The following is a 24,712-nucleotide window of genomic DNA, read 5'->3' as shown; positions in this document are numbered from 1 at the left end:
CGGGTGCCCAGATGGTAGAATCCAGGCCTATGCGCGACCGGCGGAGATCGGTGTCTCCCCGCCGCGAAACCCCCGCGGCCCGGGGATTTCTGTCGGAGTCCCTGGCGATCGCCCTGATGGCGATCGCCGTGCTCCTGGTGCTGAGCCTCGCCTCGTACCACGCCGACGATCCGGTCCCCTGGCCGCTCGGTCAATGGACGAGCGAGCCGGTGAGCAACGTCGCCGGCATCGCGGGAGCCCTCTGCGCCGAGCTCCTCCTGCAGCTCTTCGGCTACGCCGGCTGGGCGATCCCCCTGCTCCTGCTCCTGCTGGGCTGGGAGGTCTTCCGGAGGCGAAGCGCCAGGGCCCTGTCGCGCACCCTGGGCTGCGCGCTCCTGGTCCTCTCGGCCGCTGCCACCCTGCACCTGGTCCTGGACGAAAGGGCCGGTCCGGGAGTGCGCCGCGCGGGCGGCTGGCTCGGCTACGCCTTCGCCCACATTCTGGCGCGGCCGCTCAATCGCTGGGGCGCCCTGGTCGCCGCCCTGGCCTGCCTCATGGCCAGCCTGTTGATCGTGACGCGCGCCTCGATGTTCGAGGCGGCCCGGGCCGTCTGGACGCGGGCGGCGGCCTTGATGCGCAACCTCTGGCTGGCCTCGATCCGCCGCCGCGAGGCGCGCCGCAAGGAGAAGCTGCGCCTGGAGGTCGCCCGGCGGCAGAAGGAACGCCGGGCCAGCGCCGCCGCCCTGGCCTCCGCCGGAGAGGAGACCCTGCCCGAGCCGCACGCCGCGGCGGCGATTCCGCTCGCGGCCAGCGACGACGACCAGGTCCCTCCGCCCGACGGCCGCGCCGCCGCCGCGACGGCCGCCCGCAAGGCGGCCCGCGCCGCCGCCCGCGGCAAGGCCGCGCCCCCCGAAGGACAGCCGCAGTTCGACTTCGTCGAGAGCCTGGCGAGCTACACTTCGCCTCCCCTGTCCCTTCTCAACCTGCCGCAGCACGATGTGCAGGTGGACGAGAAGGACCTGGTGGAGACCGCCCGCATCATCACCGAGAAGTGCCGCGAGTTCGACGTCACCGGCCAGGTGATCGCCATCCAGCCGGGGCCGGTGGTGACGGTCTTCGAGTTCAAGCCGGACCCCGGCGTGAAATACAGCAAGATCGTCACCCTGGCGGACGATCTCTGCCTGGCGATCGAGGCGGAGTCGATCCGCATCGACCGCATCGCCGGCAAGTCGACCGTCGGCATCGAGGTCCCGAACAAGAAGCGCGAGATCATCTCCCTGCGCGAGCTTCTGGCCTCCGAGCGGTTCCAGAAGGCGCCGGCCGCCCTCACCCTCGCCCTGGGCAAGGAGATCAGCGGCGAGCCCTACTACGCCGACCTGGCCCGCATGCCCCACCTCCTGGTCGCCGGCTCGACGGGATCGGGAAAGAGCGTCTGCATGAACTCGATCCTGACGTCCATCCTGTACAAGTCGAGCCCGGAGGAAGTGAAGTTCATCATGATCGATCCGAAGCGCCTGGAGCTCGGGGTCTACGAGAACATCCCGCATCTCCTGACTCCTCTGGTCACCGACACCAAGAAGGCCGCCAACGCCCTGCGCTGGGCCGTCCTGGAGATGGAGCGGCGCTACAAGCAGCTGGCCGAGGCGGGGGTGCGCGGCATCGATCAATACAACCTCATCGTGAGGCGCGAGATCCAGGAGCGCAGCGCGGCGGGCCGCGGCGGCGCCAAGGCCGAGACTCCTGCGGGAGCGGCGGCCCCCGCGGAGACGGCGGACGCCTTCCCGGCAGCGGAGGCCCCGCCGGCCTCGGCCCGCCTCCCGACCACAGCCGGCGAGCCGCTCAAGCCGCTCCCCTACGTCGTCATCCTGATCGACGAGCTGGCCGACCTCATGATGACCACCGGCGCGGAGGTGGAGGAGGCGATCACCCGCCTGGCGCAGATGGCGCGCGCGGTCGGCATCCACCTGATCCTGTCCACGCAGCGCCCGTCGGTGGACATCATCACCGGCGTCATCAAGGCGAACTTCCCGTGCCGCATCGCCATGCGGGTCTCGTCCAAGGTCGACTCGCGCACCATCCTGGACAGCAACGGCGCCGAGCAACTCCTGGGGCACGGCGACATGCTGTTCATCCCGCCCGGGTCCGCCCGCCTGATCCGGCTGCACGGCCCGCTGGTGACCGAGATCGAGGCCACCCGGATCGTCACCTTCCTGAAGAAGCAGGCCAAGCCGCAGTACGACGAATCCGTGACCCGCGACGAGCCGCAGGGGACGGCCGCGGGCGGGGCCGGAGGGCGCGACGAGGAGGTCGATCCGGCCTACGACCAGGCGGTCCGGCTGGCCATCCAGATGGGCCAGATCTCGGTGTCGCACATTCAGCGCCGGCTGAAGCTCGGTTACGCGCGGGCCGCCCGTCTGGTTGACATGATGGAGCAGAACGGCATCGTCGGCCCGGCCGACGGCAGCAAGCCGCGCGAGGTCCTGGTCGAGCCGGAGTTCCTCGAGCGGATGAACCAGATGCGGGAGGAGCAGACCTGACCGGCCGACTCGCCGGGATTTCTCACCGGTGTCCATTCGGATCGCATGTCGCGCGAGTGCGATCCGGCCGTAGTTCCGAGTGTCGGCGCGACAACGCGCCGCTCGTTGCGGTACCAGACCGCGAGGTCCTTCTTCCCGAGCCTCCACAGGATGCCGAGCGGCGCCTTGCCGCGGCAGGACGCCAGCTCGCCGTGCTCTCCCCGCTTGTGATGGAAGCGGCACAGGCAGGTGCGATTGTCGAGCCCGTCGCCGCCACGCCGGGAGCGGTAGACGACGTGATGGTCGTCCAGGTTCTTCCGCGAGGTGCAGCCGGGAGCGGTGCAGCGCCATCCGGCGCGGGAATAGACCGGGTCGCCGGGGCGCTTCGGGGCGCCGCGGTGCGGCGGGTCCCAGGTGAGGACGAAGTCTTCCAGGAGCGCCAGGAGGCCGACCCAGGCCGGCACGCGGCGGGAGCGGACGGAAAACGTCCGGGCTGCCAGCATGGACGGCGCGGCGTGCGGATCCGGCCACGGTTCGTCGCGGGGGACCGAGTCCGCCGCCTTCGACAGGCGCACCCGGAAGGCTTCAATGACGCCGAGGAAGTCGCCGGCGAGTTCGTGCGGCAGGCGGAGGCGGAGGAAAACGTCCGGGCTGGGTCGCTCGGCGGCGTCGGTCCCGAAGCGCTGGACCCGCTCGCGCGCGGTGCCCGGCTCGCGGCGCAGCGAGTCGTGCCACGCGGCGTCGTCGAGATGTGCCGCGTGGGCCGACGCCGCGAGCCCGGCGGCGCGAAGCGAGCGGGTGCGCCCGAGTGCCCGGGCCTCATCCACCCACCGGCCCGAGCGTCCGAACCGCTCGCGGGCGTGATCTTCCAGTCGGGCGAATCCAAAATCGGACCAGGCCTGCCGCTGCTCGAAGGCGGCCGCCGCACGGGCCAGGGGGATCGCGATGCGGTCGAGCCCGGTCCGCAGCGACAGGGCCAGGGCGTCCGCCTGACGAAGAGAGCTCTCGACCGGGTAGGCGCTCGAGGCGGGCGCGGACGGAGCGTGATAGGCCGGCGTATCCTCCCTGCAGACGAATCGGCGCAGGGCCGCGGCTCATGCCGGCCGGGTGTGCGTGAGATCGGCGGACGTGAGATCGGCGAGGGGGGAATCGACGGGCGGGTGATCGACGCATGGACGAGCGGCGAGCGGATACAAAGAATGACGCGATGCGCGCAGAGCGGCGGCGGAACCCATAGTGTAAGTATAGAGTATGCAATTCAGATTGCAAGCGAAAGGTGAGAGATTTTTTGGCGCAGCCGAGGACTGAGGCTGCCGCCTCCCCTGTAAGAAATCCGGGCTAGCCGGGCGGCGGCTGGCGCAGGAAGTCCGAATAGGCGTAAAGGTTGCGTCGGTGCATGGACTTGAGCAGCACCCTCGCCCGCGTGCGCATCTCGATGCGCCGGGGCAGCCAGATCCCCTCCCCGACCGGCGCGCACACGACGCTGACCTCGACTTCGCTGACCTTGGCAAGCGACAGCGCCAGCGAGATCGGCCTGACCGTCTCGGCCCGAGCCGCCGCGACATGGAACCCCTCGCGCGCGATCCACAGGCTTCCCTTCATGACGCGCGCGACCTTCCAGGCCAGCCCCTTCTCCTTCGGCCCTGCCGCCTCGTCCGGGAAGAAATCGAGACGGTAGCAGGCGACCCCGTCGTGGTCTTCCAGGCCGGCATAGCGGTAGGATGCCAGGTGGAGCAGGAGCCCGAGCGAGTAGCCCCCTTCGATCTCGTCGTTCCCCACGCCTGTCATCAGGGTCCGGTAGTGCTTCCCGAACGATCCCAGCTTGCGATGCCGATCCCTCTCGTCCGCCAGGGGCTCGCGGTCATCCAGGCGCAGGAGCTCCTCGTCGAAACCGCCCGGCTGCGGCGTGACCAGGAACTCGAAGACCTCCTGCTCTTCGATCTCCCCCGCATCGCCGATATCCTGATGCTCCGCCCTGCGCCTGAACCGGTAGCTCGCCCAGGCCGCCACGTCGGCCTCCTGCACCCTCTGGGCCTCGGAGAGAATGAACTGCAGATCGGATGGAACGTGGTCCGCGGCGGGGGCCAGATCGGCCGCTTCGACAGGGCGGGCGGCGATCGAGGCCGCGACCGCGAGGGCCAGGGCGGCCACCCCAGGAACGAGCCGGGCGGGCGCGTCTATTCCATCACCACGCGCGGGGTGGCTGCGGGGGGCGCGTCCGGTTGTTTTCCCCGCAGCCCCTCGCGCTTCACGCGCACGCTCTTGGCGGGAATCCCGACCGAGATGTGATGATCGGGGACCTGCCGGGTCACCACCCCCATGGTTCCGACCATGGCGTTCCGGCCGACGGTCATCCCGGACAGGATCACTCCGTGGTAGGTGATGCGGGCGCCGTCCCCGATCACCGTGCGGCCGCAGGTGACGCGCTCGATGTCCTCGATGTCGTGCGCGTGCGAATAGACGTTGGCGTAGTCGGAAATCGACACGTTGTTGCCGATGACGATCTCCCCCCGGTCGTCGAGCAGGACATAGCGATGGACCGTCGTGTTGTCCCCGATCGAGAGGTTGTAGCCGAACGAGACCTCGACGTCGCGGAAGATCCGGACGTTCTCACCGCAGTGCTTGAGGACATGCTTCGCGAGGAGCCGTCTGACCTGGACCCCGAGGTGCACGTTCTGCCCCAGGGGGGAGTGGTCGAACTGGATCCAGAGCCACAGGAGCGGCTTGACCCGGTTGTAGCGCACCGGATCGCACTCGGCGTAGTACTCCGCTTCCAGGGTGACGTTGCGCGGATCGAACTGGGCGATCATCACCCGCTCGGAGACCGGGCGGGAGCCGTCCTCGATCAGGTCGGTGTAGCGCGCCCCTTCCCCGTAATGCATCTCCGTCAGCACGTCGCGGCACAGGATGTCGCGATCGATTTGCGGGTTCTGCAGACGGACCTTCAGGTTGTCGAGGAAGCGATCGTACAGATGGGCGATGTCCTGTCTGGCGAGAGAAACCGGTCGCGAGGCCAACGACCCTCCGAATGCTGCACCAAGTGAGCGTCCGGTAGATTGTCTTGTAAACCGATGGGAGAGTCAATCATCCGGGGCTCCCAGGAACGAAGCAATTCTTGCGAGCCGATCACAACTGGCAGTGACTCATTCTTGCTTGCTGCGGATTTGTGTTGACAAAAGACCAAATGAGCGTAAGTAACAAATGTTCGCTCTCAGCTTCCAGTGTCATACAAGGAGCAGTCCCCATTCCGCGGTGTGCATCTGCTGGGGCACCCTTGGATGATCGGAAAGGAGGTGAAGAAGTTCCCGCTGAAGTGTTCCCGCTATTCACATGAGGCAATCCTCGCGAGGGTGAAGGGTCGCCGCACACTTTCTCCACTCGGAGGATGCTATGAATTGCATTCGGCATCTTGTGATCTTTCTGGTCGCATGTGCGGAGTTTTTCGTGATGTCCGCTGTGCCCTCGTTTGGTGCGTCCGCGAAGTTCAAAGACGTCTGCGCTTCGGGCTGCACGTACACTGACCTCCAGACGGCCATCAACAGCATCACGGACAGCAGCGCGAGCAACATTTATACCATTTTTGTGGACAGCGGGGTCCTGCCGAGTAACACATCCATCAGCCTGCAAGGCAAGAGCTACATCAACATCACGGGACGTGGAATGGGGGTGTCTGTCGTTCAAGCGACCTCGTCTGCCTCAGTTCCTCTGGGGTGGTTTCAGAATGTCGCGAATGGATTCACATCGCCCAAATTCTTCGACCTTTCGAATTCGACGAACATCACAGTGAGCAATCTTACGATCGATGCCAGAACCCTGGACCCGGGGGGTTTGGGGGCCGGCCTTGACTTCGGCGCGGTGTATCTCGGCGATGTTCCTGACAAGATTGTGTTTGATAGCGCGGACCTGCAAGGGGTCATTTACGGTCTATGGGAAGGGGCCGGAAATCCATCTGGCCTGATTCAAGTATTCAATTCGAAGATTCGATCCGCAGACTACGCCATTCTGGTGCGTTCAACCGTCTGGCATATCTTTTCCAGCGATCTGCGTGCAGTGTGCAATGGAGGAAACAGTGGCACGACTGCCGCGTGTTTCGGGCTTGCTGTCGGAACCACTACTCCAAACATCAAGACGACGGTTTGGGCGTCACACCTGCACGGCGAAAGCGGTGAGCCAGGAGCGACCTATAATGTGGCCGGGCTGGCTACCCAATTCTCGAGTGGGTTCGTCAAAGTCCTGGGGAGCACTCTCCATGTCAAGATGAGCACCGCCAACATTGGAAGCGCAACTCGGAGCATGGCGGCTCTGAGACTCGCAAATCCAACCACCGCCAGTGACCGGATCAGGATCGATCTCACCGGCTCGGAGCTCCTCTATGAGAGCCCCACCTCGCTGAGCCAGGGCCAGCTGGCAGGGATCGGCTTCCCGTATACCGGCTTGAATCGAAGCGGAACGACAGAAGTCAGTCTGGTTGGAGATACCTTCGTCGACAACGGCGGGAGCGGGGGGAGCTTCAGGGGCGACATCGTGGGCGGACCCTACGTCCTCGGTGGCTTCAGATACGAACCCACGATTCTCAACGTCGGCTCGAAGATCGTTTCGGCCCTGACCACGAACGCGAATGCTCTCCAGACCTCAAATGCGGCGCTGTACAAAACAATCAACGTCGAAAGTGGGGTGGCCACCTTCCCTACGTCGAACACCGTGGCCGTAACCCTGCCAACGCCAATGCCAGACGCCAATTACCGGGTGGGCTTGTCTGCCAATGCTCAGGAAACCGTCTATGTGATGAGCAAGACCACCACGGGATTCACCCTCAAGTCGTCGAACGCCAGCTCAGTCGCGTCCGTGGATTGGACAGTGACTCGCTGACGGGCGCTTGAAGGTCCAATTTTTCATGCGACGCCCCGGCCATTGTCCGAGGTGGCTGGGGCGTCACTTCCCCCCTCTGCTATAATCCGGCGCCATTTGCGGCGGGGGGCGCGTGCCGGAGGTCTCGAACAGACGGGCGGTTCCAGACTGGATGTGGGTCGCGGGGGTGTGCGCCCTGGCGCTCGCTCTGCGGCTGATCTATGTCTTCCAGATCAAGGACTCGACGCTGGTCCAGCCGGAGGACCTGGACCCAGGGTTCTATCACCGCTGGGGACAGGAGATCGCCGCCGGGAACTGGCTCGGGAAGGAGCCGTTCGTCCAGAGCCCGCTCTACGCCTACCTGCTCGGCGTCCTGATGAAGATCGTCGGGACCGGCGTCGGGCCGATCCTGGTGGTGCAGTCGCTCATCGGCACCGGCACGGTCCTGCTGACGTATCGTGCCGGACGGCGCCTGTTCGGACACGGGCACGGCGTGGCTGCGGCCGTCCTGATCGCGCTGTACGGCCCGTTCCTCTTCGAGGAGGGGATGGTCATGAAGACCTTCCTCTCCCCCTTCCTGACGCTGGCGCTCCTGCTGCTGCTCGACAAGGCGTGGGGCGCCGAGGGGCCGCGGGCGGCGCGCCTGTTCGCCGTCGCGGGGGTCGTGTACGGCCTGACCGCGCTCGACCGGGACAACTTCATCCTGCTGGCGCCGGTCCTGGCGGGGCTGGCGCTCGTCCTGGGCGGGGGGGCGAACCGCCGCGGGCTGCGCGCGGCGGGGGCGTTCACGCTCGGGACCGTCCTGATGATCGCCCCGGTGACGCTGCGCAATTGGATCGTGTCGCACGAGTTCGTGCTCCTGACGACCGGGGGAGGCGAGGTCTTCTTCATCGGCAACAACGCGGACGCGAACGGGCTGTACGTGCCGCCCGCCTTCGTGCGCCCCGATCCACGGTACGAGCACGCCGACTTCATCGCCCGCGCCGCGGAGATCACCGGGCACGCGATGACACCGATGCAGTCGTCCTGGTTCTGGTTCCGCGAAGGGACGAAGTTCATCGCCGAGGAGCCGCTCTCCTGGCTCCGCCTGCTGGGGCGCAAGCTCGTCCACTTCTGGAATTTCTACGAGCTGCCGGACAACCTCGACTACGTCATCCTGCAGCGCTTCTCCACACTCCTGAGCGCGCTGAACGCGACGTTCCCGCCCCCGGGATGGCGGACCCTCGCCGTGCCGGCGGGGGGATCGTGGGCGCCGGTCCGCCTTCATCTGTATTCGACCTTCGGAACGGTCGCGCCCCTCGGACTGTTCGGCATGCTGCTGACCTGGCGCCGCTGGCGCAGGTATCTGCCGCTCTACATCCTGGTCTTCGGCTACATGGGGACGGTCCTGCTGTTCTTCAATTTCTCGCGGTTCCGGGTTCCGATCGTGCCGATCCTGGCGCTGTTCGCGGCGCCGGCCCTGTTCGCGCTCGGGAGGCTCCTGCGTCGTCTCGGGGGGCTCGCCGTGGCCTTCGCCGCCCGCTCGGGCGACATGCCGGCGCGGACGCTGGCCCTGCTCCCGGGACGGGAGCAGGCGGTCGCCGGGCTCCTGTTCCCGGTGTGTCTCGCCGGGATCAACGTCGAGCTGCCGCGTGGTGTCGTGACGGCCATCGAGCAGGCGCTGATCAGCGGCAACGCCTACTACGCCGAGTCGCGGTACGACGAGGCCCTGCAGGCCTACCTCACCGGGCTCCTGCTGCTCGGTGAGGGCCCGCCGGGAGAGCGCGGCGAGGCGGAGCTCCAGGCGCGCTTCGGCACGGGCGCGACCCGCGAGGCCCTCATGAAGGAGCTCGAGGTCGAATCGATCGCCCGCGGCCCGCAGTTCAAGGGGATTCACATCGGGATCCACCACGGGATCGGCATCACCCTGGTGCAGCAGGCCGAGGAGCTGCTCGGGCGGGGCGAGCGGCAGAAGGCCATGCTGCTCCTCGACCAGGCCACGGCGCAGTTCCAGGAGGCGCTGAAGCAGGCCCCGGCTTACCTGCTGTCGATCCGGAAGATGGCGCGTGCCTTCACCTTGAAGGGGGACCAGCCGGCGGCGATCGAGTGGCTGCGCAAGGGGGTCGATCTATGGCCCGACGATCTCCAGACGCGCGCCGAGCTGGCCGAGGCGCTCTTCAAGACCGGCGAGTTCAAGGAGGCGCTCCGGCAGATCGACCAGGGGCGGGCGATGCACAAGGACCTTTCCCCTCAAGAGCTGGCGAGAATCTACTTCCATCGCGGCCTGATCCTGCAGCAGGGGCTGAACGAGCCGGGGAAGGCGCTGTACAACTTCCAGCGGGCGCTCGAGCTCGATCCGCAGTACTCCCAGGCCGGCGAGATCCAGGCCACGGTGACGTACCTGCGGGCGCGCGGCGTGCAACCTCTGGCCGACGAGCCGGACGGCAAGTAGCCGCCTCGGACACGCTCCTAAGACGTCGAGCGTTTCAGGAAACGCAGAGCGGCGCGGGCGGCCCGCTGCTCGGCCTCCTTCTTCGTCAGGCCCTTGCCGACCGCCACCTCCTTGCCGTCCACGACCAGCCCGACGTGAAAGGTCGGGCTGTGCGCCGGCCCCTCCGTCCTGACGACCTTGTAGCGCGGCGCGGGCCGGCCACCGGCCTGCATCAGCTCCTGGAAGGCGGTCTTGTAGTCCTTCTCCTCGATCTCCTCCCGGCTCAGCCTCTGGATCTGCCCGCCGAACAGCCGGTTCACCACGGCCCGCGCCGGCTGATCGCCGCCGTCCAGGAAGACTGCGGCGATCACCGCCTCGAGCGTGTCGGCCAGGAGGGACTCCTTCGTCCTGGCCAGCCCCTGCTCGGCCGTCTTGCCGAGCCTCAGGTGGACTCCCAGGCCGAGGCGACGCGCCACCTGCGCCAGGTTGGGCCGGCTGACCAGGAATCCCTTGAACTTGGAGAGCCCCCCTTCGTCCATCTCGGGAAAGCGCTTCATGACTGCCTGCGCGACCAGGAAGCCGAGCGCCGCATCCCCGAGGAACTCGAGGGCCTCGTTGTCCGGGCCGCTTCCCCCCTCGTGCGCGAAGGAGGAATGGGTCAGGGCGCGGGTCAAGAGGTCCCTGTTCTCGAAGACGTGCCCGAGCCTCTCCTCGAGGCGCGGCAGGCCGGGCGCGCTGCCCGCACGGGGACGCGGCGCGTCGGACGACGGGGATCGCATGCGGGCTATCCCGGCGCGGCCGCGGGCGTGCCCGGGACCCCGGCCGGTGTCGGCGCAGTGGCAGGACCGGAGGGGGCGGCGCCGGACGGAGTCGGATTCTGGGGCGTCTGGCCCTGGAGGCGGCGGAGCAGGTCATCCCCCTTCTGGCGCTCCTTCAGGGCCTCGAACCGCTTGCCGATCCCTTCGTAGGCCTCCGCCAGCTTCAGGTGGGCGTCGACCTCCACGCGAGTGAGCGGCTGGGTGTAGGCCCACTTCAGGTAGGTCTCGAGCGAGTCCGCCGCCTGCTTGTCCTTCTTCATCCTGTGTGCGGCGATGCCGACCAGGTAGTCGACCAGAGGGTAGCCGTCCCCCTTCTCCTTGTCGACCGCGATGCGCCGGGCCTCCTTGAGCTCGCCGATCGCCGCATCGTTCTTTCCGAGGTAGTAGAGGATCCGCCCGTGGTTGTAGCGCACGATGGAGATGTCCGGGTGGAGGCGTGCCGCCTCCTCGAGGAAGGGCTCCGATTTCCAGTAGTCGCGGCTGTCCATGTACACGGTCCCGAGGCTGAACAGGGCATCCAGGTTGCCGGGATCGAGATCGAGCACCCCGTTCCACTCGCCGAGAGCGCCGTCCAGGTCGGACTGCTGCATGAGGCACTCCCCCGTCACCCAGCGGGCCTTCGCCGTCTGGCCCAGTGACGACAGCTCCCGGGCGATGTCCCGGGCGCGCGCCGGGTCGCCGGCGATGCCCAGGTACGACTTGGCCAGGTTGTACAGGAACTCGGCCTTCTCCTCCGGCGAGACGCCGTAGTTTCTAAGCTGCGGCACGATCGAGGTCCCGGCGGAATCGACGGCCGCCATCAGCGCGGAGTTGCTGTGGATGGTCAGCTCGCGCACCGAGGCGAACTCGACCGGCGCGCGATCGTCGTCGTTGCCGGGGCCGTCGCCGAGGACCCCGCGCAGCTCCTCTCCCGCCAGGCGGAAGGTGTAGAGGATCTCGTTCGGGCCGAGGACCATGATGCGCCGCAGGTCGCGTGACACATCGCCGGTGGAGGAGATGACGTTCCGGAACCAGCCGACGTCGAGCCCGAGCGGCTCGGCCGATCCGAGGAGCAGGAGGTCCTCCTGCGAGATCTGGAACACCAGGACGGAGTCGAAGGCGCCCGCGAAGGTCCGCATGACCGCGCGCAGGGCCGCCTCGCCGGTCGATGCCAGGGGGACCCGCAGCGCCAGGAGGCCGCCCTGGTTCAGCCTCGACTTGAGGAGGTCGATCCCTTCCCGGGTCACCAGGGCCGCGCTCGCCGGGAGCCACGGCTCCATCCCCGGGACGATGATCACGTCGTAGGCCGCCGGGTCGGCCAGAAGCCTCGAGCGCGCGCTGTCGGCCAGGCGGACGAGCCGTTGATCGGCGTGCGGCGAGTTGTTGTACGACGCGAAGAATCTGGAAGCCTCGAACAGGGCCGGCTCGCGCTCGATGACGGTCAGCGTCTTCACCGGGTGGCGCAGGATCGATCCGGCCGTGACGCCGTTCAGGAAATCGATCAGGAGAACGCTTTCGGTCGGCCCGTGCACCAGGATCGGGATATGTCCCTGCAGGACCTGCGTGCGGGTGTCGTCGCCGGTCGTCGCCTCCACCTTGCCGTCGACTGTCAGAGACAGCGCCTCGACCGGCGGCAGCCCGGGCGTGGGCAGGAGCGTCTCCTCGACCATGACCGAGGAGTTGACCCCTTCGCGGTAGAACAGGACATTGATGCTCTGGCGCGCCGCGAGGTACTCCTCGACCGATCCGAAGCGCGTCAGGGCCCTCGTGCCGTATCGGTACAGGCCAGAGGCCACGATGCGCGGGTCCCAGGCGGCCGCGAAGCCTCCCAGGATCACCATCAGGCCGAGCAGCGCGAGCACGAACGTCGTCCGCAGCGCCGGCCGGCGGAACGGCGCCAGCATCAGCGCCAGGATGGCCGGCATGATGCCGACGGCCGCCACCAGTGAGAGGGCCCGCCGGAGCCCGAAGAGCGGGATCGCCATGAGGCCTACCCCCAGGTCGGCCGCGATGACGCCGATGGCGATGAAGACCAGCACGCCGACCGCCGAGCGGCGCCTCTGGCGCGCCGCCTGCGCCAGGAGCGGCAGCGACGCTCCCAGCAGCAGGGTCGCGGGCAGCAGCAGGGCCGCCGTGGCCGCGGCCGCGGGAATCTGGGACAACCCGGACCGGCCGAGGTACGGAGAGAGCTTCAGGTACAGCAGGGACACCTGGGGCATGACGTACATCGAGGCGTAGGCGGCGACGGCCGATGCGGTCAGGGTCGCCGCGAGTGCTGTGAACGGCGCGGCGAGCAGGTCGGTGAGCGCCGCGGCCAGGAACACTCCGAGCGCCAGGGTCAGAAGAAAGACGGCGCCGGTCGTCGTGCGCGCCACCAGCGTGCGCCCCAGGACGAACGACAGGCCCCGGTCCCACAGGAGCAGGAACCCCCAGGCGGTGAAGGCGAACAGGGTCATCATCGCCCCCAGGGCGGCGGCCGTCCCGGTGGTGGTGGCCGCCGGATGCTCCTCCAGCCGGGGCTCCCCGGCGCGAACCGCGTCCCCCGCCAGGGCGGCGCCGATCGACCCCTGCCCTTCCAGCCCCTTCTGGCGCAGCAGGACGGTCCCCGCCGCGGCGATCCCCGACAGGGAGAGCCCCAGCAGGAGACTTCCGTGGATTCCGAGGCCGGGGAGGACGAAACTCCCGGCGACGGCCAGGCCGAGCGCGCTCCCCGCCAGGGCGAGGCCGAAGGCGAAACCGAGGCTGAGGCCGGCCCCCTCGGGCCGCGTGGCGATGAGGCGCGCCAGGACCGGCGGGCTGGCGCAGAAGAGCGCCGCCGGCAGCGCGACCAGGGCCAGGGCGAGGATGAAGCGCATCAGAAACAACCCGGCCTCCGACCCGCCCAGGACGGGCCACAGGACGAGGTATCCCGCCCGCACCACGCCGTAGAGCCCCGCCGACAACGCGCTCGCCAGCCCGAGGCCCGCCATCAGGAGGGCGAGCAGCGCCATCGGGCTGGACGCCCACCTGGCCCTCCGGCCCGCGAACACCGCCCCGGCGGCACAGGCGATCGCGACGACCGCGACGAAGGCGCTCGCCGCCTGGGTGGTGAATCCGGCGGTCAGGGAGAAGACCCGGTGGCCGACGATCAGGAGGATCGCCGCCGCGGCCGCATGCGCCAGGTACAGGGTGAACGCGGCCGTCGGCACGACGAGACTGCCGACGGACAGCCTCGCCCCTGCCGGGCTCGCCGCTCCCGGGACTCCGGATTCGCTCATAGAGTCGGGGATTCTATCACCGGCCGCAGCCCCCGGCCTCGCGGGTTGAAGATCCGCGATCTCAGCAGGCCCCAGCGGTTCAGGCGGTAGAGCGCCCCCGTGCGCAGGACCCCGAGCCCGTACCGCAGGCTCGAGCCGAATCCGATCGACGAGGCCTCTGGAAAATACTTGCACGGACTGCTCACCTCGCCGACCGAGAACCCGAAGTAGATCGCCTGACAGAGCATCTCGTTGTCGAACACGAACCCGTCGGAATTCTCGAGGATCGGCAGCTTCAGCAGAACGGCGCGCGTGAAGGCGCGGAACCCGCTGTGATACTCCGAGAGCTTGCGGCCCAGAAGGGCATTCTCGACGAGCGTCAGGCAGCGGTTCCCCGCGTACTTGTAGATTGGCATGCCCCCCTTGAGCGCGCTTCTCACCAGGATGCGCGAGCCGATGACCACGTCGAACAATCCGGACTTGAGAAGCGCCACCATCGACGGGATGATGCGCGGCGGGTACTGGTAGTCGGGGTGCAGCATGACGACGATGTCGGCGCCGCGCTCCAGGGCCGCCTGGTAGCAGGTCTTCTGGTTGGCTCCGTAGCCGCGGTTCTGCGGGTGGACGATGGTCGGAATCCCGAGCAGGCGGGCCACCTCCACGGTCCGGTCGTGGCTGGCGTCGTCCACCAGGATGACCTCGTCCACCACCTCGCGCGGGATCTCGGAGCAGGTCCGCTCCAGGGTCCGCTCGGCATTGTAGGCCGGCAGGACCACGACCACCCGTTGCCGCTCGACCACCCCTCACCCCCGAAAATGGCGTGCTATTCTAGCGCGCTATGACTTGCCAGCATTGATCGAGTGTGCAAGGATGCGCTCCAAACTATGATTTTATTGGTGGCGTTCTCGCTCTCCATCCTGGCCCCATGCGTGTGCTGGGGCAGTGCCATGTGCTGTCACTGCGCGGGGAGGTGCAGACAACGGTCCGATGCGCGTGACCCTCTAATCCGGGGTGCCCTCTCAGGGGTGAGGAATGACGCCGATTCCGCTCCACGATTCGGGAGGCACAGTGGTCCCGGGAATGTGTATACGGTCTGTGTCGACAGCGGAGTCCTCTCGACCGACACGTCGATCACGACGAACGGCAAGAGCTACATCAATTTTGTAGGACGCGGTATCGGCGTCTCCGTCATCCGGGCATCCGCCAACTGGTACATGAACAGCCAGCTTCCCTTTGATAGCGTCGAATGCTGCTAAACCCTGCCACCCACCAAGTCTCCGGCTGCGCCCTGGGGGCAGCCGGGGGTTCTCGTACGAGCTTGTGCGCCGGGTCTCCGAACGCTTCCCGCGATATGGCGTGCTATTCTAGCGTGCCATGAAGCGAAGTTCGTGGATTCCTGCCGCCGCCGTGGCACTCACGGTGGTGGCTCTTCATCTGCGCACGCTGGGATTCGAGTTCGTCTTCGACGATCTGCACCTGATCGTGAACAATTCCTTCCTGCACGAGCCCTGGAGCCCGCTGACCGCCTTCGCGCACCACTTCTGGCACGGGACCCCGTTCGGGGCCGCCTACTATCGCCCGATCGCGACCTCGAGCCTGGCGCTCAACGGCCGGCTCTTCGGCTGGGGTCCGGCCGGGTTCCACCTGGTCAACCTTCTGCTGCACGCGGCGAATGCCGCGCTCCTCCTCGAGCTCATCCGGCGGATCGGGGCCCCGGTCTGGGCCGCCACCTGCGCCGCCGCGCTCTTTGCAGTTCATCCCGTCGCCGCCTGGCCGGTGGGCTCCATCGTGGCGCGCGTCGATCTCCTGCCGGCATTTTTCGTCCTGCTCGCCTGGCTGGCGCTTCATGACGGGCGTCGGCCGGTTCTCGTCGGGCTTCTCTTTCTCATGGCGCTTCTCTCGAAAGAGTCGGCGGCAGCCTTCCTCGCCGTGCCGATACTCGGGTTAAGGCGATTGCGGGACCCCGAGCCCCTTCAGGAGGTCCGCACGCCTGACAGGCGGGACAGGACCTGGCCGGCCCTGCTCGCGCTCGGGGGGTCCGTGGTCGCCTGGCTGGCCTTGCGCCTTTGGTCCGGCGTGGGTGTCCTGATCGCCCAGAAGCTGGTCGACCCCCTGACCAACCCCCTGGGGCAGCTGACCATGCCCTCGCGTCTCTGGGCAGCCCTGGCGCTCGCAGGACGGTACATCCTGTATCTCGTCGTCCCCGTCCGCTTCAGCGATCCGCGGAACTACGTCGATCCCTCCACCCTGCCGTCCCCTTGGGCGCCCAGTGTCCTCTTGAGCCTCGGGGCCCTTTCGGCGTGGGGGGCCGGGATTCTCATTCTCTGGCTGAGACGGGATCGGATCGCCCTGCCCCTGGCATTCTCCCTGGCCAGCTTCCTGCCGGCCTCGAACATCCTCATGCCGATCAGCTCGCTCTATGCGCAGAACTTCCTCTACATGCCGCTCCTCGGCCTGTGTCTGGCCCTGGGCGACCTCCTGGGGAGATTGGCGGCTCGGAGGACTTCCGTGCTGCGGGCGGCGCCGCTGCTGGTGGCCACGCCGATTCTCGCGGTCCTGGCCATGGTGTCCTACACAGAAACCGGCCTCTGGCGCGACGGCGTCTCCCTGTTCACCGCCTGGACGGAACGTTTCCCCAATTACTCCATGGCGCACAGCAGCCTGGGGGTGATGCTCATCGGCCGGGGAGTTGCCGGGGAAGCCGTCCCCTCATTCCGGCGCGCGCTCGCGATCACCGAGCGCAATGCCGAGGCCCACTACAACCTCGGCGTGGCGCTCATGCTCACCAGGCAGGACAAGGCGACACGGGAGGATGCGCTCACCCACCTGCGCCGCGCATCGGAGCTGGCCCCCTTCTTCGCGCCGGCGCACGTCGACGCCGCCAAGGCGCTCCTGCTTCTCGACCGCCCGGTGGAAGCCGAGGCGGAAGCCAGGGCGGCGCTGCACCTGGCGCCCGGGTTCACGCCGGCCCTCCTCGACCTTGCGGATGCCCTCTACGGGCAGGCGCGATATGCCGAGGCGGCCGACGCCTACGGCGATCTGGTGAGCCTCGACCCCGATGACGTGGATGCCCGATCGAACTACGTGGTCGCCCTGATCCGCTCGGGGCAGACGGACCGGGCGCGCGCCGCGACGGATGCCGCCCGCAGCGCGTTCCCCCGTCTGGCATGGTTCGACTTCTGTCTCGCACGAGTCGAAGCGCAGGCCGGACGAAAGGGGGAGGCCCTGGTGCTACTGGAGACCGCTCTCGCCAGAGACCCCAAGGTCAAGGAGTGGCTCGAGAAAGTGGACGAGTTCGACGTCTATGCCGGGACCCGGGAATTCCAATCGGTCCTGTCAAGGTCCGGCCCGCGTTGAATCGGGTCGCCTCTTCCCCTGAAGGCGTTCACGCAGAAAAAACAAAGAGCCACCGGGTCGCGAGACCCGGTGGCTCCACGACTCGCCTCAGGACCAATCCTAGCTCGTGATGGGACCCCGCGTGACACACGCGTCATCCGACTTGGAGCAGGCGACGGCGCGTGCCTCGATCTTCTCCGTGTGGATGATCGCGGGCTTTTCGTAGGCTTTTTTCATGAGTCCTTCTCCCTCTCCCTTAAAAGTTGACCGGGGCCGCATCGACCGTGGTTCCGTTCGTCAGCACCGAGCGGATGATGATCGAACGCGAGCCTTTTAGGTCACCCATGCGCGCTTCGGCGGTGTAGGACGAGGCCGCTCCATTCGCGGCGATGAGCGAACCGATTTCGAACTGGCCCTTGGTTTTGGATACGGCGATGAGCCTGAACCCGGCCAGGCCGACCTCGTTCGACGTGCTCCAGGAGAGCTTCACCTTGCCGCTGTCTGTCGTCGCACGAACGTTCTCGGCGGTCGGCTGAGCGGCAAGCGTGCCAGCCACGGAGATGAAGCCGTTGATCGAGCTGCTCTCCCCGGTGCCGGTGCCCGTCGTGGTCCCGATGTAGGCGCACAGGCAGGTCGGATCGGTGGCGCATTGCTTGGTGCCGTTGTCAGGCTTGGTGTACGGAACGTTGGCATTGCCCGCGGCATCCAGGACGGCCGTGCTCACCGTCCAGAGCGAGCTGCGCACGTCCGGCCTCGTGCCGCAGGGCTGGTTACTGGTAAAGATGCGGCCGACGGGCAGCACGGTGCCGCCAAAGCCGTCCACACAAGCGTCCCCCAATGCCTCTCCTACGGTGCCTGAGTCGCAGTCGGAGAAGATGTGCGGCGGATCGACGTGGATTTGCACCGAGGAGGGGGAAACGCTGACGATCCTCGGCCTGCCATTCGAAGTCCCGCACGGCAGCGGAGCTGCCAGCACCTTCCCCGTATCGTCGAACCCCAGGAATTGCTGGGACGTCTCGACGGTGTAGCCGAAAGCGAGCGTGGCTGAGGCGCCGCTGATCGAGGTCATGAGACCCGTGCCATCGTTGGCCTGGACGACGATCATGATTCGGTGGTTCCCCAGCGCGTCCTGCGGGCAGCCGATGACACCCGGGGTGGACCAGTCGGTCTGAATATCGACCTTGCCGGCGCCGAGGTCGCGAATGATCCCGACCGGACCGGTATTGGTCGCGCTCGGAGCGCTGACCAGGTAGGCAAAGGCGGTCACCGGCCCCCTGGAGTTATCGCACGCGAAATACGAGTCGAAACCGTGGAGCAGCGGCACCGAGGCGCCACACGCCGCGTATGCCGATGGGGCCGCGAGCGCCATCACGCCAAGAACCGCCAGTACTAGAATCACTCTCTTCATGTCTTGATTCCTCCGTTCCCCGATGATGAGGTTCACTGCCGATTAATAGTGCGCCGGTGTGAAGGTAACCGAGGTCTTGGTCGGCTCGCGGACCTGGATCATTTCACCGAGGACCAGATTGAAGACCGTGGTCGTCGAGCCGCAGGTCGTCGACTGGGGGGCGGCCGGCGGGCCGGGAATCAGGCGGGTGATCCCCGCCGGGCCGAAGCCCGTGGCGGTCAGCCCCAGCTGGGTGCACAGGTCGTTTGTATTGACCGCGGTCGTATGGTACGGCACGCTGTACCAATAGTTTACGTTCTTCTTGATTTGAATCTGTTGACCCGAATTATGGGAGCCGACGATGATGATGCTGGAAACTCCGGCTGCCGGCTGGCGGATCTGGAACCCCTTGCCACTGATAAGGGACTGGGCCGACGCCCCGGCGGAACCGCAGTTGAAATTCTTGGGGCCCTCGGCGCAGAAGAAGGGGCTGCCCGTCCCGACGGCGGGGCAGTCGGCGTCGGTGGTGCAAGAGCAGAACGAGTTTGTCGATGCGGTAGCGGGACAGGGAAGTGAAGCCTGGTTGCTGCACTTTCCAGAGAGTGCCGGGGAGAACGGCGGCTCGTTGTAGTTCAGCGTGGAGATTCCGGTCACCGAGAAACCGGTGGATGTCAGGCCGGTCTGATTGCAGAAGCCCTGAATCGTCCCGTACGGGTTGTGAAACGGGATCGACGTCCAGTTGTTGCCCGTCAGGGTGGCGGCTCCGGTCGGGACCCTCACCAGGGGCTTGTTCATCTTGAACCCCATGTTCGACGCGATGACGGCTCCCCCGGCCGCCACAATCAGGACAGCCGCGACGAGAATCGCCAGAGACGGGCGCATTGATTTGAGTCTGATCATGTCTATTGCCTCCTTGAAATTAGGCCACTTCTATTTACGCTCAAATGCAAGTTTGTCAACAGGAACTTGAAACCGGACCCTTCTCACTCGATCCTGTAATACACAATCGGAGACGATTCGGAGCGCTTGTCGGTCCAGACGTTACCCCTGACGACATGAACCTCGGATTGCCCCATGTCCCGTGGATCGGTGCTCTTGTAAACCCTGTACAAATCACGACTTCCGTCGCTCCACGCCAGCCTGACGACGCCGCCATCGGCCGTGATGTCAAGGACCGAGACTCCGGTCTGGCGAATCGGACGGTTAACGTCACGCATGGCAATCGGCAGCGCCGCCAAAATGAAAACGAACGCTACGGCGCCCGCCAGAAGACCAGGGTGGGCGGACAGCGAAAAGGATGGAACAGGAAAGCCCCATGGCCTGCGCGAGGGGCGTGATGACGCCTCGAGCGCAATCCTGTTGGCAACCATCTCTGGAATTCGATACTCCCCAGAGCCTGCTTGCCGGGCGATCCCGATAACCTGCGTGAATTGCTCCTCTTCCTCACGGCAGGCCGCACACCGAGCCAAGTGACCTTTCACCTCCAGGTTCTCCGCCTCGCTGAGCTCGCCGCCGGAGTAAAGGGGCAAGAGCGCGTTGAAATCTCTGCATCTCTTCATGACCGTATATACCGTCTCATGAGGAATACCGTTCAAGAATGGTCCGCAATTTCCTCAAGGGCACCCGCCAGAGGACGGGACGCCCGGTTTCCCGCCCGGCACGGAGACCGTGTAATTGCCGGCCAGACCGCCGACGGTCGCCCGGACCAGGTAGAAATAGGCGTCCCCCGATGGAGGGTATGTGGTGTCAGGAAGATTGGCCGTGTCGGTCTCGGTGAGGTCGTTGGCCAGACAGGTCACGGGCCCCAGGCTATTGGTGGTCGGCCCCTGACTGGCCAGGCGCAGCTGCCCGCGGATGACGTCGTACTTTGCGCCGGCCACAATTCCCCAGGAGTAGACCGTTTGTGTCTGGCCGAAAAGATCCGTGACCTGAAGCGGGTCCCCCGCCGCCGTCTGGTTCACCAGGACGGTGATCGTATCGTTGAAGTTGTCGGCCACCAGCAGGTCCGGCTTGCCGTCGCCGTTGCAGTCCCCTGCCCCGATTGAAATCGGCAGGTCGCGCGTGCCGTAGTCCCCTGCCTTGGTGAAATGGCCGAACCCGTCGCCCAGCAGGAGCGACACGTTGTTGGCGTTCGTGTTGGTGGTCGCGGCGTCGAGCTTGCCGTCCAGGTTGAAATCGGCCACGGCAATCGACGTCGGGGCCTGCCCTGCCGGGCTGTCGATGGAGGGGAAGCTGAAGACGCCGCCACCGTCGCCGAGAAGGGCGCTGATGCTGTTCGAGCCGCTGTTGGCGACCAGCAGGTCGAGAAACCCGTCGCCGTTCAGATCGGCGTTGACGACGCCCCGCGGCGACAGTCCGACCGGGAAGGTCGCGGGGATGTCCAGCACGCCGCCGAGACCGTCCGACTTGGCGATGGCGATGATGTCGGTCGGGTCGCCGCTCGGGACCGGGCTGGAGGTGATCGCGTAGTCCTCGTCGGCGTCCAGGTTGTAGGCGCCCATCGCCACCCCCTGGGGAGTGGCAGTCACCGACGGCGTGCAGAGGGAGAGCAAGCCGAACACCGGAGACGAGACTCCCGTTCCGAGCCGGGTGCACAGCTCGCCGGCGGTCTCGCAGATCATGCCGATGTCTCGGCGGCCGTCGCCGTTCACGTCCCCCACCGAGACCGATATCGGGTCGGGGCATCCGACCGCGTTGCCGTTGGTGACCGCGAAATTGCCCGCGCAGTTGCCCAGCATGATGGAAAACGACCCGTCCCCGTTATTGACGGTCAGGAGGTCGGGGCAGCTGTCCGCGTTGAAATGGGTGGCCACGATGTTGATTGGCGTGATGCCGGTGTTGTTCGCGGAGGTGACGGACGTGAAGCCGCACAGGCCGTCGCCGTTCACCACGCTGATGTTGTTGGTCTGCTCGTTGGCCGAGATGACGTCCACCTTGCTGTCATTGTTGAAATCACCGACGACCACCGACGCCGGGAACGAGCCGAACGGCAGAGGGATGCGTCCCGGAATCAGGAAGGTCGCCGTGCCGATGCTCGGCACGAGCGACACGGTGTTCCCCGTATTGTTCGCGGTGACCAGGTCGAGATTGCCGTCCCGGTTGAAGTCTCCCGTCGCCGCCCAGTTCGGCGCCGGCCCGACGAAGAGCGTATTCAGCAGGGTGAACCCGCCGGCGCCGTTGCCGGTCATCAGGGCCACCTGACCCTCCTGCGATACCTTGCCGAGGGTCACGATCAGATCGATCCGACCGTCCTTGTTGAGATCGGCGACCGCGATGCCTCTCGGCCCGAAGCCCGGAGACAGTGTCGAAGGCGACCCGAAGGAGCCGCTGGTCGACTGCAAGAAGACCGACACATTGTCCCCGGCCTGGTTGGCGACGGCGATGTCGGGCCGGGTGTCGTTGTTGAAGTCGGCGGTGACCATGGCGACCGGTCCGGTCCCCGTCGTCAGCGTGGTGTTCAGGGTGAACAGGCCCGTGCCGTCCCCGCGGAGGATGCGGAGGGTGTTCGTGGTGTTGCTGACTACCAGCAGGTCGCGCTTCGCATCGGCATTGAGATCGATCGTGAGGATCTGCTTCGACGAGGCGGCGATCGCGAAAGTCTGCCGGCTGGTCGGGAACCGGCCGAGGCCGTCCCCGAGGAGGATCTGCACGTTGTTCTGCGCCGAATTCAGGATGGCCACGTCGGGCTTGGCGTCGCCGTTGAAGTCCCCCACCGCCAGGCTGGCCGGCGTCCCGACGATCAAGGTGGACAGCTTGGCCCCGAACCCGCCCGTCCCATTGCCGAGGTGGACGGTGATCTCCTGGCTGCGCAGGTCGGCAACCACCAGGTCCGGCTTGCCGTCGCTGTTGACGTCCGTGTAGACGAGCGCCGACGGCAGGGACCCCGAAACGATGGAGCTGACCTTGCGAAGCCTGCCGTCGCCGAACCCCTTCAGAAGAGCGATGTCCCCGTTCCCGTCCGTCTGCTGATTCACCGTGATCAGGTCGAGGAACCCGTCGGCGTCATAGTCGGTGGCGACCACCCCCACAGGATGATCCCCGACGACATAGTCCTGGCGTGTCTTCAAGGAGGATTGCGCCAGGAGGGGGGAAGTGATGAACAGGACCAGAAGGCAGGACAGTAGAGCCGATCTGCATCTCATGCGGCGCCTCAGAAAGCAAACCCCGGTCCCGCCCATCTTCGGCGCGGGACCGGGGTCCATCTTATACCAGAATACTACTGCCTGGCCGCCGGCCCGAAGACCTCTACGGTCCCGTTCAGTCGCAGCATCTCAATGAAGATGTTGTGGCCGCTCTTGTGCTTCGGGACGATGAAGCTGTACTGGTGCGAGTCGCCCGTGATGCACGGCTCGCAGCGGATCAGGGCCATGTTCTGCTGGATCCTGACCCCCTTGGCGTCGATGACCACCACGTTGAACCCGATCAGATCCACCTCGTGCGAAGTACTCCAGGCAGCGGTCCCGGAGCCCTTGCCCACCGTGCTGGTGAACGTGATCGTCGGGTTCTCCACCCGCTGGAAACAGGCCTCGGGGTTCTGGTCGGCGTTCGGAATGGTCGGGCAGTTGTCGCACGCGTTCCCGACGCGATCAAAGTCACCATCGTCCTGCGTCGGATTGGGAATCGTCGGACAATTGTCACACGCGTCGCCGATCATGTCGCCGTCGCCGTCCGCCTGACCCGGGTTCGAATCGGTCGGGCAGTTGTCGCAGACGTCGCCGGCGCCGTCTCCGTCCCCGTCGGCCTGGTCGGCATTGTTCGAGGCCCTGCAGTTGTCGCACGCGTCGCCCACACCGTCAGCGTCGGCGTCGGCCTGGTTGTCGTTGGCGGTGCCACGGCAGTTGTCGCACACATCTCCGTTGCTGTCGCTGTCCGCATTCGCCTGGTCGGCGTTCGGGATGGTCTTGCAGTTGTCGCACGCATCCCCGTCGCCGTCGCCGTCGAGGTCTTCCTGGCCTCGGTTCGCGGCGCCAGGACAGTTGTCGCAGACGTCGCCGATCGTGTCGTTGTCAATGTCTTCCTGGCCGTGGTTCGGGGTGAACTTGCAGTTGTCGGTCGAGTCGGGCACGCCGTCGCCATCGGTGTCCGCCGTACCGAGGGTCGTGTGGCCGGAAACCACGGGTCCCGGGGCACCGCCGACGACGAGACCCATCGCCAGATAGGTGCACATGCCGCTCTCCGGGTGGAACGGGACGACCAGCGTCGCCGACCGCGCGGCCGCAGGGTACCGGGGGACGACTTCAGTCCAGCCACCGACCGCACCGGAGGTCGGAGGCGCGGCGCAGTCACCCTCCTGATAATAGACTGCGTATCCTTCGAGGATCGACCGGCGGCCACCGCCCGGGCAGGTCCCGGCGAGGTTCAGCTCGCAGTCGTCACGCGTGGCCGCTTCGTCCCACCGGATGTTCACGGTCGCGTCGCCGGTACCCGTGGTAGACGAAACGATGCGGGGCGATGGGATGAGGGAAGCGCCGATGCTGATCGGCAGGCCGTTCGGGCCAATCGGATTGGCCAGATCGAAGACGTAGGCCTGGAAGTTGAAGCTGAATCCGACAGCCTCCAGGACATAGCGGCCCGCATGCATGGCCGTACCTTCCCCGGAGCTCGCCGTGACGAATGCCACTACCGGGGCGTCGCCGTCGACGGACACGTTGGGGCAGCCGATCACGCCCTCGCCGGAAAAATTCCCGTTGACCGTGACAATGCCGTCATCCGGTAAGAGCGCGCTGGTCTGGCACGGGCCACCAGTCGTGACGTCCGCGGCGGAGGGGCACAGAAACGCCGCGCTTCCGCTCGTGACGGCCGGATCGGTCAGGACGAAAAAGCGACCGGAAAGGCTCGCCTCGGGCAACCCCGTCCAGGTCGTGTCGAGCAGATGCGCCGCGGGCAGGGAGAAGTTGCACTGCGCGTGGGCTGCCGGGGCGACCAGGAGCGCGACTGCGACCGCTCCGATGGCGACCAGAGATTTGAGGAATGTCTTCATTGAGATTTCCCCCATGGAGATTATTGAGCGTTGATTCCCTGATAAGGTACGATGACTTTCACAGACCGAGCCCGGTCGACCGACTGCCTGCGGTGCAGAGTAAATAGAGACCTCACCCTGCCTCCCTAGATACCCCGAAATACCACGATGTCAAGGACAAATTCCCAATCCTATCTACCTCATACGGGACCATCCCGTTCAGTTCTTTCGCAACTCCTGAGTC

The 24,712-nt window shown here is 66.5% G+C and carries 14 protein-coding genes; 4 read left to right on the top strand and 10 right to left on the bottom strand.

What is annotated here, in order from left to right; all coding sequences use genetic code 11:
* Window positions 1–50: 50 nt before the first annotated feature.
* Window positions 51–2,516 (top strand): DNA translocase FtsK 4TM domain-containing protein, encoded by a 2,466-nt coding sequence (locus VGV60_11400; protein ID HEV8701866.1) that lies wholly within the window; start codon window positions 51–53, stop codon window positions 2,514–2,516.
* A gap of 1,317 nt (window positions 2,517–3,833) precedes the next feature.
* On the opposite strand, the gene VGV60_11395 is transcribed toward VGV60_11400, so the two are convergent.
* Complete coding sequence (locus VGV60_11395; GenBank protein HEV8701865.1) at window positions 3,834–4,646, bottom strand: hypothetical protein; 813 nt, start codon at window positions 4,644–4,646, stop codon at window positions 3,834–3,836.
* A gap of 26 nt (window positions 4,647–4,672) precedes the next feature.
* On the bottom strand, window positions 4,673–5,512 hold the full coding sequence (locus tag VGV60_11390) for an acyltransferase (GenBank protein ID HEV8701864.1): 840 nt from the start codon (window positions 5,510–5,512) through the stop codon (window positions 4,673–4,675).
* A gap of 373 nt (window positions 5,513–5,885) precedes the next feature.
* Between VGV60_11390 and VGV60_11385 the strand changes: the two genes are divergently transcribed.
* The gene (locus VGV60_11385; GenBank protein ID HEV8701863.1) at window positions 5,886–7,364 is read left to right on the top strand and encodes a hypothetical protein; all 1,479 of its coding nucleotides are present in this window, start codon (window positions 5,886–5,888) and stop codon (window positions 7,362–7,364) included.
* A 112-nt stretch (window positions 7,365–7,476) separates the two neighbouring features.
* Complete coding sequence (locus VGV60_11380; protein ID HEV8701862.1) at window positions 7,477–9,774, top strand: glycosyltransferase family 39 protein; 2,298 nt, start codon at window positions 7,477–7,479, stop codon at window positions 9,772–9,774.
* 17 nt (window positions 9,775–9,791) lie between these two features.
* Here VGV60_11380 and rnc read toward each other — a convergent pair whose 3' ends face one another.
* From rnc to VGV60_11365, 3 genes are read right to left on the bottom strand one after another with little or no spacing between them, the layout of a single operon-like run.
* On the bottom strand, window positions 9,792–10,532 hold the full coding sequence (gene rnc / locus VGV60_11375) for a ribonuclease III (protein HEV8701861.1): 741 nt from the start codon (window positions 10,530–10,532) through the stop codon (window positions 9,792–9,794).
* Between the two features lie 5 nt (window positions 10,533–10,537).
* A complete protein-coding gene (locus tag VGV60_11370) occupies window positions 10,538–13,807 on the bottom strand; it encodes a hypothetical protein (GenBank protein HEV8701860.1) in 3,270 nt (1,089 codons plus the stop codon).
* Window positions 13,804–14,586 carry a glycosyltransferase family 2 protein gene (locus VGV60_11365; protein ID HEV8701859.1) on the bottom strand — a complete coding sequence of 261 codons (783 nt, stop codon included), beginning with the start codon at window positions 14,584–14,586 and terminating at the stop codon, window positions 13,804–13,806. The genes VGV60_11370 and VGV60_11365 overlap by 4 nt, the downstream gene beginning before the upstream one ends.
* Window positions 14,587–15,160: 574 nt before the next feature.
* On the opposite strand from VGV60_11365, the gene VGV60_11360 reads away from it, so the two are divergent.
* Complete coding sequence (locus tag VGV60_11360) at window positions 15,161–17,143, top strand: tetratricopeptide repeat protein (protein HEV8701858.1); 1,983 nt, start codon at window positions 15,161–15,163, stop codon at window positions 17,141–17,143.
* A 235-nt stretch (window positions 17,144–17,378) separates the two neighbouring features.
* Here the strand turns inward: VGV60_11360 and VGV60_11355 are convergent, their stop codons facing one another.
* The 5 genes from VGV60_11355 to VGV60_11335 all read right to left on the bottom strand — a co-directional run bounded on the left by VGV60_11355 (window position 17,379) and on the right by VGV60_11335 (window position 24,489).
* Window positions 17,379–18,530, bottom strand: coding sequence for a hypothetical protein (locus VGV60_11355; protein ID HEV8701857.1), 1,152 nt, complete (start codon window positions 18,528–18,530; stop codon window positions 17,379–17,381).
* A 42-nt stretch (window positions 18,531–18,572) separates the two neighbouring features.
* Complete coding sequence (locus tag VGV60_11350; GenBank protein HEV8701856.1) at window positions 18,573–19,409, bottom strand: hypothetical protein; 837 nt, start codon at window positions 19,407–19,409, stop codon at window positions 18,573–18,575.
* A gap of 83 nt (window positions 19,410–19,492) precedes the next feature.
* Window positions 19,493–20,068, bottom strand: coding sequence for a zf-HC2 domain-containing protein (locus VGV60_11345; protein ID HEV8701855.1), 576 nt, complete (start codon window positions 20,066–20,068; stop codon window positions 19,493–19,495).
* A 54-nt stretch (window positions 20,069–20,122) separates the two neighbouring features.
* Window positions 20,123–22,651: a VCBS repeat-containing protein gene (locus VGV60_11340; GenBank protein ID HEV8701854.1), complete on the bottom strand. Its 2,529-nt coding sequence runs from the start codon at window positions 22,649–22,651 to the stop codon at window positions 20,123–20,125.
* Between the two features lie 74 nt (window positions 22,652–22,725).
* Window positions 22,726–24,489 carry a thrombospondin type 3 repeat-containing protein gene (locus tag VGV60_11335; GenBank protein HEV8701853.1) on the bottom strand — a complete coding sequence of 588 codons (1,764 nt, stop codon included), beginning with the start codon at window positions 24,487–24,489 and terminating at the stop codon, window positions 22,726–22,728.
* Window positions 24,490–24,712 lie beyond the last annotated feature (223 nt).

It is taken from the genome of Candidatus Polarisedimenticolia bacterium (assembly GCA_036001465.1).
Lineage (GTDB): Bacteria > Acidobacteriota > Polarisedimenticolia > Gp22-AA2 > Gp22-AA2 > Gp22-AA3.
Note: the sequence above shows the minus strand (reverse complement) of the source record. Positions and strands in the feature narration are given on the sequence as shown.